We start from the raw sequence: 16042 nt of genomic DNA, 5'->3' as shown, positions 1-16042 counted from the left end.
TAACTTTATTTATATATAATACTAATATACGAATTTTACTAATTATACAAATGAAATTAGTATGATTGGTATTACTTTACTATTTGCCAAATATTATTTTTGAGTTCTACATGGCCACTAGTTTCAAAACCAGCTGCTTTTTTATGTCCACCACCACCAAATGTTTTTGCTATTTTTGATACATCAATATCGTCTCTTGTTGTTCTAAAACTTCCTCTTACAGTGCCACGATTATCATCTTTTAGTAATAAACTAAATTTTATATCTTTTGATAAATTGTTTAAATAATTTGATACACCCTCTGCTGCATCTTTTTCTAAATTTAGATTTTCTAAATCTGTATCAAATAGTACCGTATTTACCATTGATAGTTTTTCTGAAAATATCATTCTCTTTAATATTATACCCCATAATTTTAGAATATTTATAGTTTTATTGTAAACATGGGCTTTCAAAACGTCTCCTATATTTGCGCCTATGCTAAGCAATCTAGAAGATATTTCTATTGATTGTTTTGTCGTTCCTCCATTTGTAAAATTATTAGTATCTGTAATTATTCCGGTTATAAGATTTGTTGCTATTTTAGGGTCTATATTTATCTTCCATGAGTTTAGTAATAAATATATAATTTCTGAAGTAGAGGACGCATTTTTTATTACTATATTTATTTTCCCATATTCTGGATTTGTTTCGTGATGATCTATATTTGCTATACCAAATTCAAAATTTTTATTTTCTAAAATATCATTTATTTTGGTCATGCTCAAATCTCCACAATCCACAATTAAACAAAGTTCATATTTTTCGTTTAGTATTGAAATATCACTTTGTATTTGTTCTATATTTTCTAGATAATTAAAATTTTCTGTTGAAGTATCTTTACAAAAACATTTCACGTTTTTATTTATAGATTTTAAGAAATTATAAAAAGCGAGACTGCTTCCTATTGCGTCTCCATCTGGATTCCTGTGTGTAACTATAAGTATACTTTGTGATTGCGAAATTGCTGTATACAATTCTTTCGCTTCCTGGACCAACATTTTATTTATTTATTGAATCTAATGCATCATTTATTTCTCTTCTTTTTTTATCGCCCTCGTCTATATTAAAAGTTATTTTTGGTATTGTATAAAATCTTATTTTGGATTTTAAGTGTTTCTGTATAAGTCCATAACTTTTTTTTAATTGATTTAGCGCGCTACCACTTTTATTTTCAGGAATTATAGTAATAAATGCTTTTGCATATTTTAAATCAGGACTTATTTCTACATTTGTAATGGTTATGAGGTAATCAACTGTTTCAACATATTTTATTATTATTTCTGATAATAAATGTTTAATTTCATTTGATACCTGCTCACATCTTATACTCATTTAATTTATTATTCTTTCATTATATATTTCTAAAATATCACCTTCTTTTATTGTTGTTTCTCCTGAAAATTCTAATCCACATTCTTGTCCTTCTACCACTTCATTTACATTTTGTTTACCACTTTGGAGACTTTTTATTTTACCAGTAGTTATAAAGTTATTATTTCTTATAACTTTTGCAATTGAGTCTTTTGTTATTTTTCCTTTTTGTATTTTTCCACCTATAATTATTCCATTTGGCATTACTCTAAATATTGCTAGGATTAATAGTTCACCAATTTGTTCTCTTATTGTTTCTTCTGATTTCATTGATTTTATTTTTTCTTCCAAGTCTTCTAACATTTTATATATTATTTTGTAATTTTTTATTTCTACGCATTTTTCTTTTGCAATAAGTTCGGCATTTTGATCTATTTTTATATGAAATCCTAGTATGATAGATTTTGTAGCATCAGCATCAAAAATATCTTTATCATTTATATTTCCAAGACCAGTTTTTACAATTTTTACTTTTGTTTCAATATTTCCAAGTTTATTTATTGCCTCCATTATAGCTTCTTGAGATCCTATAAAATCTGATTTTAATATTATATTTAAAGAACTTTTATTTTCTGATTCTTCACCACACTTACCTTTTTCAGAAGACATTTGTGTTTTGTTGATTTGATATGTATTTTGTTTTCTTATATCTTTTAATTCATTTTGAGACATATCTGCATTAAAAACATCTCCTACTTCAGGTGCATTTTTAAATCCTAAAATTTGAACAGGTGTTGATGGGGTAGCATGTTCAATTTTTTGTCCTAAATGATCAACCATTGCCCTTACTTTTCCATGTGTATTTCCAGCTACGAATTCATCACCAAGATTTAGCGTGCCTGTTTGTACTAATACAGAAGCTATCGGTCCCTGATTTCTATCTATATGAGATTCTATTATTGTTCCAATTGCTTTTCTAGACGAGTCTGCTTGTAAATTTTCCATATCAGCTACAAGATTAATCATTTCTAATAATTCTTTTATATTTTTGCCTTCTTTTGCAGATATTGGAACACATATTGTCTTTCCACCCCAATCTTCAGGTATGACATTTATTTCAGATAGTTCTTTTTTCACTCTATCTAAATCTGCTTCAGGTTTATCTATTTTGTTTATTGCTATTATAAATGGTACACCTTCTTTTTGAACTAATTCTATTGATTCTATTGTTTGTGGTTTTAATCCTTCATCTGCGGCAATTACTATTATTGCTACATCTGCTATTTTTGTACCACGAGATCTCATTGCACGAAAAGCCTCATGTCCAGGAGTATCTAAAAATGTTATTTCACGATCATCTAATTTTACTTTGTATGCACCTATGTGTTGAGTAATATTTCCAGATTCATTGTCTATAACATTTGTTTTTCTAATTGTATCCAATAGTTTAGTTTTTCCATGATCTACATGCCCCATAACCACTACAACTGGTGGTTTTTTAGTTTGAGATTTATCTTTTGATAATAGAGCTTCTAGTTCTTTTATATTTTTTTCTTCCATTTCTCTATCTTTTTGTTCTTCTTCTCCTTTTTCTACAGAGAATCCTAAATCTTCAGCTATTATACTTGCAGTTTCAAAATCAATTGTGGAGTTTAATGATACCATGACCCCATTTTTTATAAGTTCAGTCATTACCTTATTTATAGGGAGTTCCATTTTATCAGCCAAATCTCTTACTATTATATTATTTGAAACTATAATATTTTTATTACGTTTAACCTCTACTTTATCATCTTTATTTTCTATTTTTATTTCAGTTATTTTTGCTTCTTCCTCTATAAGTTTTAGTTTTCTTTGATAAGCTTTATATGCATATTTTATTTTATCTACCAAAGAATCGTCCACTTTTATAGCTTTTGCCCCAATATCAAAGCCAATTTTAGGTAGTATTTCTAAAAGTTCAGAGGTTGTTGTTTTTAATTGTCTTGCTAATTCTGTTATATTCATTGAATTTTTTAGGGTTAGTTTCTAATATTAGTTGTTTTATAGTTTTTAGTCAAGGTAGATATTATTATATATCTATTGACTAATTATGAAATATTTCATATATTGCTATAATACCTATTTTTTAAATGATTAAAATAAAATAATGAGTTTAGATATTGATCAGCAAATTTTTGAGTCAATAAGAAATGCTAAAAGTATTTTGTTAACGGTTCCAGATAATTATTCTGGAGATTGTTTGTCAGGAATGCTTGGTTTTTATAATTATTTGATAAGCAAAAAAAATGAAAGTAATATTGATTTTATTTTACCCCAAAAACCTAAAAAAATACATAACTTTTTGCCAAATATAGAAAATGCAAAGTTTGAAGATAGACATTTAAGAAGATTAGTTTTTTCTGTAGATACCACAAAGACAAAAATAAAAGAAATTAATTATACTGAAGAAGGTAATAAATTAAAGATTTTTTTGGATTCTAATCCATTTGAGATTGATCCAAAAGATGTACTTGTGTATTTTGCAAATTACTATGATTTGATTTTGGTTTTTAATTCTCCAGACTTAAAGTCTATTGGTAAAACATTTTTAAATCACGTAGACTTTTTTCAGCAAGTACCAGTTATAAATATAGATAATGAGGCTTCTAATGAAAGATATGGTCAAATAAATTTTATAGATATTGGTTCAAGCTGTATTTCAGAACAAATATTTAATTTATTGTATTTGAATAAAAAACAAATTAGTAAAGAGATTGCAGAATGTTTATTTACTGGGTTGGTTTTAGCCACAAAGGGTTTTAGTAATCAAAAAGTTACTCCAAGAATATTAGACATAGCAGGGAAGTTGATAGAACAAGGCGCCGATAGAGAAAAAATTATTTCAAATATTTATAGAACAAAATCGATATCTCTTTTGAAAGTTTGGGGTCAAATTTTATCTGAATTGAATTATGACCAGAATTATAAAATAGCTTGGTCTACTTTAGAGCTAGAAGATACAGAAGAAAACAAAATTGAGATTGATGATCTTGTAGAAGAAATAGTATCAAAAGCATCTCAAGCAGAAGTAGTCGCTCTTTTTCAAGTTTTAAAAGAAGATTTATCAAGAATTTATATTTATTCAAATTATAAACATGATTCTATAGGTCTTGTTAGTGGTCTTGTTGGTAATAATGATTTTCTTGGAAATTGTGATTTATTAAGCTTTGAAGTAAGAGGTGATGTAAGTGAAGTAAGGCAAAAGGTATTAGATATTTTGAAAGTAAATATATCAAAAAATATTTAACAAAACTTTACTTATTAGATATACTAAATATTGCTTAATAAGATAAATAAAATTTTTTGTGGGTTCGTAGCTCAGCTGGTTAGAGCGCTACGTTGACATCGTAGAGGTCAGAGGTTCGAGTCCCCTCGGACCCACCATAATATGTTTATATTAGAGTGTGGAGTTTGTCCCGCTTAATAGATTGTTTTTTATATTTTAAATTACAACTTTGCGAATTATACTTTACAATTTGTGATTTATAATTTAAAATTTAGAATTATATTATGGGTGTATAGCTTCCGCCTTTATTGCATTTCGGCGGACAGGCAGCTGAATTGTTATTTCAGTAAATGTAAATTAAAATAAAAATACTATGGGTGTATAGCTCAGCTGGTTAGAGCGCGACTCTTATAAAGTCGAGGTCGATGGTTCAAGTCCATCTACACCCACCAAAATAATTTTGTTTTAAATTAATCTAACTTATTTACTGTGACTATTATTATATCAGCTATTATAGCTGTTTTTTTTATGCTATAATCAATGTAAATAATAATTTAAAATCAAAAATATGGAAAATAATTATTACGGAGAACAGAATAATCAAGAAAATGAAAATCAATCTATAGATTTGAGTGATTCTTTTGACGAAGTAGTGCAGAGAAGACAACAGAATGCGTATATCAAATCTTCAATTATAGATGTTAAAAAAGCCAAGAAAAAAAAGATATATATGGCGATAATTATTGTAGGATGGATTATAATAATATCTTTTGCATTATCAGCATGGAATAGTAGTCAAAAGAGAAAACAACAGATAGAAAAAACAAGACAAGAAATGCAAAGTAAGATAAAGGCAAATGCAAATATACAAAAAAGATAAAAAACAAGGTTTTACTCTTATTGAGTTATTGGTAGTAATAACTATTATTGGGCTACTATCAACTCTTGCTATTTTTGCACTTAATTCTGCAAGAAAAAAGCAAGAGATGCAAAAAGAATTAATGATATAAAAATAATATCTGATACATTGGAAATATATAATATTGATCATAATGAATATCCAATGGATGAAGAAGTCTATGCTTGGAACTGTGGTTCTGATAACGGTATTATATCTAGTAATTTTGGGGCCACTATTTGTAAAGGTAATGTACCTTTAAAGTATGAAGATGAGTTATATTTAAATCCAATCCCAATACCACCAACAGATGATGAAAGTTATATAATATATTATGAAAATCCTATTTGTATATGTTCTTATAGTCTTGAAGCTGTAAATGTACTTTCTGATGATATATATTTTTGTTGTACACGTGAAAAATGTAAACAAGGAGATCCAACTTGGTGTATACATTAATTAGAATATTTGTTAAGAATTATTTTATGAATAAGGATTATATAGATGATATAAAAAATAGTATTGAATCCAAAAAGTATAGGAATTATTTTATTACGAGAGATAATGATAAAATTGATGTTTTAAAAGATGGGCGATTATCATGTGCTTTTTTTCTTTCTTCAGTATTATTTAAATTTAGAATGATAAAAAATATTCATGCAACTGTTAGAAATACTATAAAAGATATGGATGATTTTGGTTGGAAAAAAATAGATCTAGAAGATATTAGGAGAGGTGATGTGATAGTATGGGAGAAAAAAAGACAAGATGATGAAAAGTCCCGTTTTCATATAGGTTTTTATATTGGAAATAAAAAAGCAATAAGCAATTCTTGGTATAAAAAATCTCCATGGAAACATTCATATAATTACAATGGGAAAAGGAAGATATTAGATGTATTTACTTTTTTTAACTAAAGTATTAAGGTTATTTTAAGAAATGTATTTTTTAAAAAAAGGAGGAAATAATGCAAGGAATATATTATTTTTTTGAAGGTAATTTGTGTATTTTGAAATTTGATTTTTTGTCAAATTTTGATAATACATCTTCACAAATTGAAGTTAGAAGAGAAAATTTGAGTCGTGTTTTTTCTCTCTGCTTGGAAAAATCTAAATTTTTTGACCTTTGTCAGATATATCTTCTATCTGTGCCGTGTCAAACGCTTATTTCGAGAATATTAGTGTTTTATAAGTATTTTTGCCAAGAGAATTGTGGCGAATTACAAATCTTTTGTAAAACAGAACAAATACTTAACAGTTTGTTAGAAAACAGGTTTGATTGTCTTTTAGGAGAAGACGCAATCAAGCTTATGTAACCAAGTTTCTATCTTTAGTGCAACTCTGGGCCGTTTTAATGCTCAGAGTTGATTTTTTTTGTGCTTTGTGATTAAATGCAATATTCACAAAAATATTAATCATGGAGGAAGTCATGATAAATCATGTAAGAATCGCTTTTATATTCATTTGGACCTTTATTATGTCACTTGTTGCGGGACTTTGTCTTGTATTTGGTGGCAAAAATAGAGGACCGAGATGGTATAATTTCTGTGGCAAAGTTTGGTCCTGGGTTATAATACATTTTTGTTGTATAAAACTCAGAGTTTATGGGATTGAAAAGATAAAAGATTTGAAAAATGTGATTTTTACTCCGAATCATATGTCGCATTTTGATATTCTTTTTTTGTATCTTGCGATCTCAGGGCAAATTAGATTTGTATTCAAACAAGAACTAGGAGAAATTCCAGTTTTTGGTTGGGTACTTCGAAGAAGTGGAAATATTACTGTAGATAGAGAGCATTTAAAATCATCTACCATAAAGAATGTGGTTGCTACATTGGAATTGGGAAATAACATTGTTATGTTCCCAGAAGGAACTAGATCGTTCGATGGTAATTTGCGTGAATTTAAAGAAGGCCCTTTTGTTTTGGGTTATATGTCTAAGGCACAAATAGTACCCGTTACTATCAATGGATCTTTTTGTATTCATAATAAGATAAATCCTAATATTGTGAATTCAGGATTTGTAAACGTAATAATTCATGATCCAATTTCATGTGCTTCAAGTAAACAAAACCCTAGCAAAGATGAGAGAAAGCTGGCCATAGAACTTCTTAGAAAAGATGCTTTTGGGGCAATAAAAAAGGACTATATAGTCCAAAAGGTATAGAATATTATTTTATAAGAAAGGGTTGTCATTTTTGGCAACCCTTGTTATTTTAATAAAATGATAATTATTGAAAATATGGTATATTAGGTCTGTTGGAATAAGGTCTTGATTTTTTTATATTTTTGTGTTTAAATAGTAAATTATAAAAAATGGAGGAATCAATGAGAAATTATCCAGAAGATTTTCTGAGCTATATTATTTCTGAAGTTGGTTCAGAGAAATATAGAAATTTCTTTGTATATGGAGTTGATGTATTAGTAGATGGAAAACGTTCCTGTGCAAAATTTATTTCAGAAGTTCTGAAGTACTTTGATTTGATATCTTTTCCGCATGCGACAATTAAGTCAACAATCAAGGATATGGAAAACTTTGGATGGGTGGAAGTTTCACTGGAAAATATTGAACCAGGTGATATAGTGATTTACGAAGAAAATGAAAATGGTCGTAATCATTTAGGGTTCTATATTGGCAATGGAATAGTGGTAAGTAATTCCACAAAAGAACGCGTAATAAAGAAACACCATTACGAGTTTGACGGTAATAGAAAAATTATAAAGGTATTGGCTTATAGCTAGTAACTTTATGTATAGGAATTGTAAGGGTTGTCATTTACTGATGACCTTTATTTTTTTTCGAATTATAGAATTTTTTTCAAATTTTTTGTCACAAGAAATTTTTATATAATATCCATTGTGAGCACTTTTTATAAATTCTTTTTTGTTTAAATCAAATACTTTGTTTGTTTTTATTTTTTCTATATTTCCTTGTCTCCAATTAAGTATTTCTATAGTACTATTTTCTTTTATTTCATTTCTACAATTTATATATAATTCTTTTTTATTTGTATCGTATTTTTCTACGATTCCTATCATCGTATAATTTTTTATATATCCAGAATTTTTAAAATTCATAGTATTATCATTATATCCATCAAAAAAGTTTATTGTATAGTCTCGGTGAGAAATATTTTTTAATTCTTTTTTGTAATATTTTAAATTTTTTAAAAATATTTTTGGAGATTTGAAATAATCATCAATTGCATTTTTATAAATCATAGAGACAATTGCTACATAATATGAACTTTTCATTCGACCCTCTACCTTTAGAGATGAAAAATTGAGTTTGAATATTTCTGGAAATTTTTCTATCAAGCATAAGTCTTTTGAATTTAGAATATAATTTGTATTATCAATTTGTTCGAAATTTAGGACTCTATCTGACTTTATTGTTTCATGTGCTTGCCACTGCCATCTACAAGGCTGAGTACATTCTCCACGGTTTGAATCTTTGTCTACTAAATATTTACTCAAATAGCATCTGCCGGAATATGATACACAGAGTGCACCATGAACAAATATTTCAAGCTCTATATTTGAAACATTTTTTTTAATTTGTATTAATTGTTTGTGTGATAATTCTCGAGCCAAAACTATTCTTTTTACCCCATTTTTTTTCCAGAACTTTATACTTTCAGAATTTAGCGTATTTACCTGAGTAGATAAGTGAATTGGAATTTTGTTTTTCAATCTTGTAGCAATATTTATTATTCCGGGATCTGCAATTATAAGTGCATCTGGTTTTATTATATTTAATTCTTTTATAATTTTTTCAATTTGTTTTATCTCATTATCATATATAAAAGAATTGAGAGCTAAAAAAATTTTCTTTTTGTAATGCCTTGCAATACTTATTGCTTGTTTTATTTCATCAAAATCTATTTCAGATTTTTTTGTTCTAAGTGAAAAACCTTTTACTCCCATATAGCAAATATCAGCACCATAAAGATAAGCTGTTTCTAATTTTTCCAAGTCTCCTGCTGGAATTAAAAGTTCTGGTTTTTTTAATTTTGTCATAGTTTTTTGATAATATTGCTATTATAGCAAATTATAACAAAAATGAAATTAGTTTACTTCTTTATAAAAAAATGGAATAATTTATATAAAGTATATGATTATTTTGAAATTAATTTGGTTATTTTTACCAGCATCAATTGCAAATATAACTGCTTCTATATTTAGATCAGTTAATTTTTTGAATTATCCTATTGATTTTGGGTTCAAATTTAGAGAAAAACCATTATTAGGTAAAAATAAAACATTTAGAGGTTTCTTGTTTGGAGTATTAATAGCAATATTTTGTGTTTTTCTGCAAAAGTTTTTTTATGCAAGTACAATTTCTATTTCAATGATAGATTATTCAAATATTAATATTGTTTTATTGGGTTTTCTGTTAGGATTTGGTGCACTTTTTGGAGATTCTTTTAAGAGTTTTTTTAAGAGACAAAAAAATATTGATTCAGGAAAGTCATGGATTCCATTTGATCAAATTGATTGGATAGTTGGTGCTGTAATTTTTGTAAGTTTTTATGTAAATTTATCTTTTAAAGACTGTGCTATTGCAATAATATTTTTTGGTGCAATTCATCCAATATTTAATTTAATAGGCTATGTTTTAGGTTTTCAAAAAAATAAATTTTGATATTTTAGTATACTTGAAAAAATGTTAAAATTATGTTATTATAAAAAATAAAATAATTTTTTATATGAATAGAGAAAAATTTAATTTTGATAAAAATGAAATAGTTTCAGAAGGAAATGTAGATACTATTTTTTATAATGAAGATGAAATAAATAATGATAGAATAATTGATTTAAGAAATCCAGTAGATTATAAAACAGAAATAGAAGATAAAGATAGAATAATGGAAAGACGTGATATTTATTTTGAACAAGTAAGGGCTATACATATTTTGCGAAAGACATTTAAAGATATTTATGAAAATGAAGAAAGTTTTGAAATGTTTTGTTCTGTGTATGAAGTAAATGATGGTTTAAAAGAAGATTTTAAAAGTGCTTTGTTGTCTATAATTTTAACATTAGAAAGATCTGCGGATGATATTTTGAAATCAAAAGCACCACTTGAAGATTATTCAAAATTTTTATTTAATATTTTAACAGAAGGAACTGGTACGGCTATTACAAAAAAAGATTATGGAGATTTTTTAAATGGACTTATGGAAAAAGAGATTGGTCTTGTAATGAAAACTTTGAAAGATAGTAGAGAAAATCCAGTATTATCTCATCGTGAAAGAGGTTTTGGCAAAGACGAGGCTTCTAAAGAAGGACTTCTAAATGCTATAAAGGAAAATATAAGTGAATTAGAATTTGATGTAAGACTTAGTAAGGATGGCAGAATTATTATTCATCATAATGTGACACTTGGTTCATCTGCAAATAGATTGGAAGCTATCAATGATTTAACTTGGGGGGAATTACAAAAAATTGAACTTATACATGGGGAGCATCTAACTACTTTAGATGATTTTTTTGAAATGGTAAAAAAGTTGGATAATCAGGTCACAAAAATAAATATTGATATAAAAGATTTTGATACAAAAATGGCTGATGATATTTTAAATTTAATTAGAAAAAATCATTTTGAACATAGAGTAAATATTGTTTCTTGGTTTCCACAAACACTTCAATATTTATATGAAAAAGAACCAAATTTGCATTATAGTATGAGCTACTTCCCTGGTTTGAGAGTAATTCCTAAATTAATTATGGGTGCTATTGAACATTGCCCAGGATTTTTAGATGCTATAGGATCATTTGTTTCACGACAACGTCAAAAAGCTTTAGCAAATGGCAATGCTAAGCCACAATCAGAGTTTGGTGAATTTACATCACATTCTATATTATTAGATCAAAATAAATATTGGTTAAAACTTTTAGAAGAATTTGAAAAAAATAAAAAAAAGACTGTTGGTGTCCATGAAACAGCAATTGGAGATTTGCCAGTTGATGATAAATTTATAAAAATAATGGCAAGAGTTTTACATGGTGGAAGTCTTAACATAAAAGTTTGGGGAACTGAAATGTCCAAGTTATTTGATGGAACATTTGGTAAAATATCAGCATTAAGAAAATTTAAATCAGAGGTATTATCATATTTGAGTGGAGAAGATGTTTTTAAAGAATTAATTTTAAAATGTTCAGAAAATAATATAAAAATTAATGTATATGATGTAGGAAAAGAAGACGATAGAACTCTTTACAAAAATGCATACGATAGACCTAAGGCAAGAGAACTTACAACACTTACAGAGCGTAAGAAATTTATGAAATCATACAAAACACTAGAGGCACGTAAAAAAAATAAAATAAGAGATAAAAAATTAGAAGAACTCAAAAAGAATCCAGGTGTTATGTATTCTAGTAATCCAGATATGGTAACAAAATTAGACACAAGAATTTCTAAACGTTCAAGAAAATAAATTCGAAATTATTTTTATTATAAAAACTATCCAGCTGAGTCGGATAGTTTTGTTTATGTGGAAATTATTTTGAAAATCAACATTTTTGGTGATTATTATTTTTTTTTATAAAAACAAAGAAGTGAAATGTAGCGTGAATAGTTGCAAGTATATTTGCAAAAAATAATATATAATTAAAATATAAAATCGGTAGTTTGAATAATAAATAACATAAAGCAGATATTTCTATGATTATTCTATGAAATGTTGCTTTTGCTTCAGGATGTATTATCCAATCTGTTTTTTTATTTTCATTCTTATTCAATATTATAAGTAAATATAATATAGGCATTATTATTATATTATAAGATAATAATTTTACATCTCCTGAATTTATAATTATCAAACCAAATACAAAACACGCATAAATTATATAGTCAGACAACATGTCTATAAATTTTCCACGATCACTTACTGTATTTGCATATCTTGCGAGTGGTCCATCAAAAAAATCTAGCACTACTCCAAAAAATATTATCAAAAAAGCAATTATTGGATTTGTTTGTATTAAAAATATATAAAATATTGCAGGAACGATTTTAAATATACTTATTGTATTGGCTTTTATCCCAATTTTTGATAAAAATGCAATAATAGGTAAAAATAGTTTTTGCCTGACTTTTTGTGATTTTAGATTTATTGTGTCTATTATTAAATCCAGTTTATTCATAGCTACATTTTATCATATATTTAAGAGCTTGCAATTATATAGATTTTATAGTAAAATTTCATATGACTTGGATTAATAAGACCGATTAATGCAAGGATATAATAATTAAAGGTCAGTTTTTTTATTTATCCATCTTTTGGGTAAATGAATAACTCGAAAGAGTGTAATAATTTTATGAGTACAAAAGAAACAAAAGAGAAAAATAATAGTGCTTTTGCGAATATATTAGAAGCACATGATGATATTAGATTGCCACAAGTAGGAGATCTTATTGATTGTAAGGTAGTTGCTGTTGGTAAAAATGAAGTAGTCTTAGATTACAATGGAATATTGTCTGGTGTTGTAAGAGGAAAAGAAGTGCAAGATGAGGGCGGTGTAAATGTAGATTATAAATTAGATGATTTAGTTTCAGCCACAGTTTTGGATTTGGATAATGAAAAGGGCTATATGGAGCTTTCTTTTAGATATGCAAGTCATCAAAAAGCATGGGAAGATCTTGAAAAAATAATGAAAGAAGAATCTATCGTTGAAGCAAAAGTTATTGATGCAAATAAAGGTGGTCTTATGGTAAAAGTTGGCAATATTGTAGGATTTTTACCAGTTTCACAACTTACTACAAAATATTATCCAAGAGTAGAAGGTGGTGATAAATCAAAAATATTAAGTCATTTGAAAAGTTTTATAGGAAAAGCTTTTAAGACAGTAGTAATAGATGTAGATGAAAAAGAATCAAAACTTATAGTATCTCAAAAATCTGCATGGGCAGAAGAACAAAAGAAGACATTAGAAGAATATGGAATGGGAAAAGTAATAGAAGGAAAAATTACTGGAGTTGCAGATTTTGGAGCTTTTGTAGAATTTGGAGATAATTTAGAAGGTCTCGTTCATATATCAGAATTGGCTTGGCAGAGAATAGATAATCCAAATGATGTAATAAAGGTAGGTGATAAAGTAAAAGCAGAAATAATATCAGTTGATGATGGTAGAATCTCCTTGAGTATGAAAAAACTTATAAGTGATCCATGGAAAGATATAGAGAAAAAATATAAAATTGGTGGAAAAGTAAAAGGCAAGGTTTTGAAAATAAATCCTTTTGGAGCATTTATAGAGCTTGATAAAGATATTCATGGTTTGGCTCATATTTCAGAACTTAGCGATCATATAATAAATAGCCCAGAAGATGTTGTTGTAATAGGTGAGACATATGATTTTACTATTATTAATCTAGAATCAAAAGATCATAGATTGGGATTATCACTCAAAGCTTCAAAAATAAAGAAAGAAAAGTCTGAAAAAGAAGTTGAAGCACATGAAGAATCTACAAAAGAAGACATCAAAGACTCTGCTTTGGAAGAAGTAGAAAATGATGATAAAAAAGAACAAAAAAAGAAGTCTTCAAAAAATAAAGAATAAAAGTCTACTTTGAAATTTGTATATAATTATATATACTTAAAGTACTAAATAATAAGCACTAAACAATGAAAAATGCTTTCAAAAATTTTTTTATATTTGTTGTTGCTATATTACTAATTGCTATTGTCTTTAGTTTCTACAATATAGAACAACCAAAAAAACCAGAAAATATATCTTTGGCTAATTTGAGTTCCAAAATTCAAAATGAAGAAGTGAAAAAAATAGAAATTGTAGGAGATTCATTGGATATAGAGTTAAATAATGGTGAACTTAATAAAGCACAAAAAGAAAAAGATGAAAGTTTGACTCAAACGCTTATAAATTTAGGATCTGATAAAGATAAATTAAATAAAGTAGATATATCTGTAAAGGATGAGTCTGGACTACTTTTTTGGGCTACAACAATTTTACCTTTTTTATTGCCATTTTTGTTTGTTGGAATTTTTATTTGGTTTATGTTTAGAAGAGTTCAGGGTGCAAATTCAAAGGCACTTAGTTTTGGAGAATCAGGAGCAAAATTAGCAGATAAAAAGAAAAAATTTACTTTCAAAGATGTTGCTGGGGCTATTGAGGCAAAAGAAGAACTTAGAGAGGTCGTAGAGTTTCTTAGAGATCCTCAAAAATTTATAAAACTTGGAGCAGAAATACCAAAGGGTGTATTACTTCTTGGTGCTCCTGGAATAGGAAAAACATTATTAGCAAGAGCTGTTGCTGGAGAGGCTGATGTTCCATTTTTTCATATTTCTGGTTCTGAATTTGTAGAGATGTTTGTAGGTGTTGGTGCATCTCGTGTTAGAGATTTATTTAAAAAAGCCAAGAAAGCTTCTCCATGTATAGTTTTCATAGATGAAATAGATGCTGTAGGAAGACATCGTGGTGCGGGACTTGGTGGAGGTCATGATGAAAGAGAACAGACTCTAAATCAAATATTAGTAGAAATGGATGGATTTGATAATGAAACAAATATTATAGTTCTCGCTGCTACGAATAGGCCAGATGTTTTAGATCCTGCACTTCTTCGTCCTGGTCGTTTTGATAGACAAGTTATAATAGATCTTCCAGATATGAATGATAGGTATTCAATTTTAAAACTTCATGCTGCAAACAAGCCACTTGAAGAAAATGTAGATTTAGAAATGATATCAAAAAGAACTCCTGGATTTTCTGGAGCGGATTTAAGAAATGTTTTAAATGAATCTGCAATATTAGCAGCAAAACAAAACAAAAAAAGAATTTCACAATTAGACATATTAAATAGTATAGAAAAAGTAATGCTTGGACCTGAGAGAAAAAGTCACATTTTATCTGAAAAAGAAAAAAGTATTACAGCATATCATGAAGCAGGGCATGCTTTGGTTGGCCACTTATTGTCAGGCTGTGATCCTATACATAAGATTTCTATCATATCTCGTGGAAGAGCGGCTGGATATACAATGAAATTGCCAGATATAGATAAGCATCTTCATACAAAAACAGAATTTATAGATGATATAGCTATGACCTTGGGAGGTTTGGTGTCAGAAAAGATTATTTTTGGAGAGATTACAAATGGTGCAAGTTCTGATTTACAACAGGTTTCAGACATAGCAAAAAAAATGATTACAAAGTATGCAATGAATGAAGACTTAGGTTATAGGTCTTTTGGTCAAAATACGGAGATGGTTTTCTTGGGTAGAGAAATTCATGAAAATAAAGATTATAGTGAAGATGTAGCAAAGAAGATTGATTTAGAGATAAAAGATTTGGTAGATATGTGCTATAAAAAAGCAGAAGATATTATTATAAAAAATAGAGAAAAATTAGATCAAATAGCAAATAAATTATTAGAAAAAGAAACAATTGAGAAAGAAGAATTTGAAAATATGTTTTAATATTTGTACTAAAAAAATGTCAGATTGTCTAATCTGGCATTTTTTATTTTGTTATATTTTCATTTTTTTACTATAATATATGAGAGGG

At 27.4% G+C, this 16042-nt stretch carries 16 protein-coding genes and 2 tRNA genes; 13 read left to right on the top strand and 5 right to left on the bottom strand.

From position 1 onward, the window contains the following. Positions 1-71: 71 nt before the first annotated feature. Genes PHZ07_01520 through infB form a run of 3 tightly spaced genes read right to left on the bottom strand, consistent with a single transcriptional unit; the run spans position 72 to position 3360 of the window. Positions 72-1040, bottom strand: a complete 969-nt coding sequence (locus tag PHZ07_01520; protein MDD3284251.1) for a bifunctional oligoribonuclease/PAP phosphatase NrnA — start codon at positions 1038-1040, stop codon at positions 72-74. 1 nt (position 1041) lies between these two features. Then, entirely contained in the window at positions 1042-1374 is a 333-nt protein-coding gene (gene rbfA / locus PHZ07_01515) for a 30S ribosome-binding factor RbfA (GenBank protein MDD3284250.1), read from the bottom strand. Then, complete coding sequence (infB, locus tag PHZ07_01510) at positions 1375-3360, bottom strand: translation initiation factor IF-2 (protein MDD3284249.1); 1986 nt, start codon at positions 3358-3360, stop codon at positions 1375-1377. Between the two features lie 142 nt (positions 3361-3502). Between infB and PHZ07_01505 the strand changes: the two genes are divergently transcribed. The 9 genes from PHZ07_01505 (at position 3503) to PHZ07_01465 (ending at position 8260) form a co-directional block, all read left to right on the top strand. Beyond that, positions 3503-4642 carry a DHH family phosphoesterase gene (locus tag PHZ07_01505; GenBank protein ID MDD3284248.1) on the top strand — a complete coding sequence of 380 codons (1140 nt, stop codon included), beginning with the start codon at positions 3503-3505 and terminating at the stop codon, positions 4640-4642. A gap of 60 nt (positions 4643-4702) precedes the next feature. After that, positions 4703-4779 (top strand) — tRNA-Val (locus PHZ07_01500). A 217-nt stretch (positions 4780-4996) separates the two neighbouring features. Next, a tRNA-Ile gene (locus PHZ07_01495) sits at positions 4997-5073 on the top strand. A gap of 116 nt (positions 5074-5189) precedes the next feature. Then, positions 5190-5501, top strand: a complete 312-nt coding sequence (locus tag PHZ07_01490; GenBank protein ID MDD3284247.1) for a hypothetical protein — start codon at positions 5190-5192, stop codon at positions 5499-5501. After that, positions 5479-5631, top strand: a complete 153-nt coding sequence (locus PHZ07_01485; GenBank protein MDD3284246.1) for a type II secretion system protein — start codon at positions 5479-5481, stop codon at positions 5629-5631. Before PHZ07_01490 ends, PHZ07_01485 begins: the two co-directional genes overlap by 23 nt. A 17-nt stretch (positions 5632-5648) precedes the next feature. Further along, entirely contained in the window at positions 5649-5978 is a 330-nt protein-coding gene (locus PHZ07_01480; GenBank protein ID MDD3284245.1) for a hypothetical protein, read from the top strand. Positions 5979-6004: 26 nt separating this feature from the next. Further along, positions 6005-6436: a peptidoglycan amidohydrolase family protein gene (locus tag PHZ07_01475; GenBank protein ID MDD3284244.1), complete on the top strand. Its 432-nt coding sequence runs from the start codon at positions 6005-6007 to the stop codon at positions 6434-6436. 511 nt (positions 6437-6947) lie between these two features. Beyond that, positions 6948-7685, top strand: coding sequence for a lysophospholipid acyltransferase family protein (locus tag PHZ07_01470; protein MDD3284243.1), 738 nt, complete (start codon positions 6948-6950; stop codon positions 7683-7685). Positions 7686-7834: 149 nt separating this feature from the next. Next, positions 7835-8260: an NlpC/P60 family protein gene (locus PHZ07_01465; GenBank protein ID MDD3284242.1), complete on the top strand. Its 426-nt coding sequence runs from the start codon at positions 7835-7837 to the stop codon at positions 8258-8260. Positions 8261-8290: 30 nt separating this feature from the next. Here the strand turns inward: PHZ07_01465 and PHZ07_01460 are convergent, their stop codons facing one another. Further along, positions 8291-9538, bottom strand: coding sequence for a U32 family peptidase (locus PHZ07_01460; GenBank protein MDD3284241.1), 1248 nt, complete (start codon positions 9536-9538; stop codon positions 8291-8293). Positions 9539-9632: 94 nt separating this feature from the next. On the opposite strand from PHZ07_01460, the gene PHZ07_01455 reads away from it, so the two are divergent. Both PHZ07_01455 and PHZ07_01450 read left to right on the top strand, forming a co-directional pair. Then, positions 9633-10163 (top strand): CDP-archaeol synthase, encoded by a 531-nt coding sequence (locus PHZ07_01455; GenBank protein ID MDD3284240.1) that lies wholly within the window; start codon positions 9633-9635, stop codon positions 10161-10163. A 64-nt stretch (positions 10164-10227) separates the two neighbouring features. Beyond that, positions 10228-11961 (top strand): glycerophosphodiester phosphodiesterase family protein, encoded by a 1734-nt coding sequence (locus PHZ07_01450; protein MDD3284239.1) that lies wholly within the window; start codon positions 10228-10230, stop codon positions 11959-11961. Positions 11962-12037: 76 nt separating this feature from the next. On the opposite strand, the gene PHZ07_01445 is transcribed toward PHZ07_01450, so the two are convergent. Then, a complete protein-coding gene (locus tag PHZ07_01445; GenBank protein MDD3284238.1) occupies positions 12038-12670 on the bottom strand; it encodes a CDP-alcohol phosphatidyltransferase family protein in 633 nt (210 codons plus the stop codon). A 174-nt stretch (positions 12671-12844) separates the two neighbouring features. Here PHZ07_01445 and PHZ07_01440 point away from each other — a divergent pair, with 174 nt between their 5' ends. Both PHZ07_01440 and ftsH read left to right on the top strand, forming a co-directional pair. After that, positions 12845-14083, top strand: coding sequence for a S1 RNA-binding domain-containing protein (locus tag PHZ07_01440; GenBank protein ID MDD3284237.1), 1239 nt, complete (start codon positions 12845-12847; stop codon positions 14081-14083). 65 nt (positions 14084-14148) lie between these two features. Then, the gene (ftsH, locus tag PHZ07_01435) at positions 14149-15954 is read left to right on the top strand and encodes an ATP-dependent zinc metalloprotease FtsH (GenBank protein MDD3284236.1); all 1806 of its coding nucleotides are present in this window, start codon (positions 14149-14151) and stop codon (positions 15952-15954) included. Positions 15955-16042: the final 88 nt, after the last annotated feature.

The sequence above is a fragment of the Patescibacteria group bacterium genome, assembly GCA_028692545.1.
Classification (GTDB): Bacteria; Patescibacteriota; Patescibacteriia; order UBA1558; family S5-K13; genus STD2-204.
Note: the sequence above shows the minus strand (reverse complement) of the source record. Positions and strands in the feature narration are given on the sequence as shown.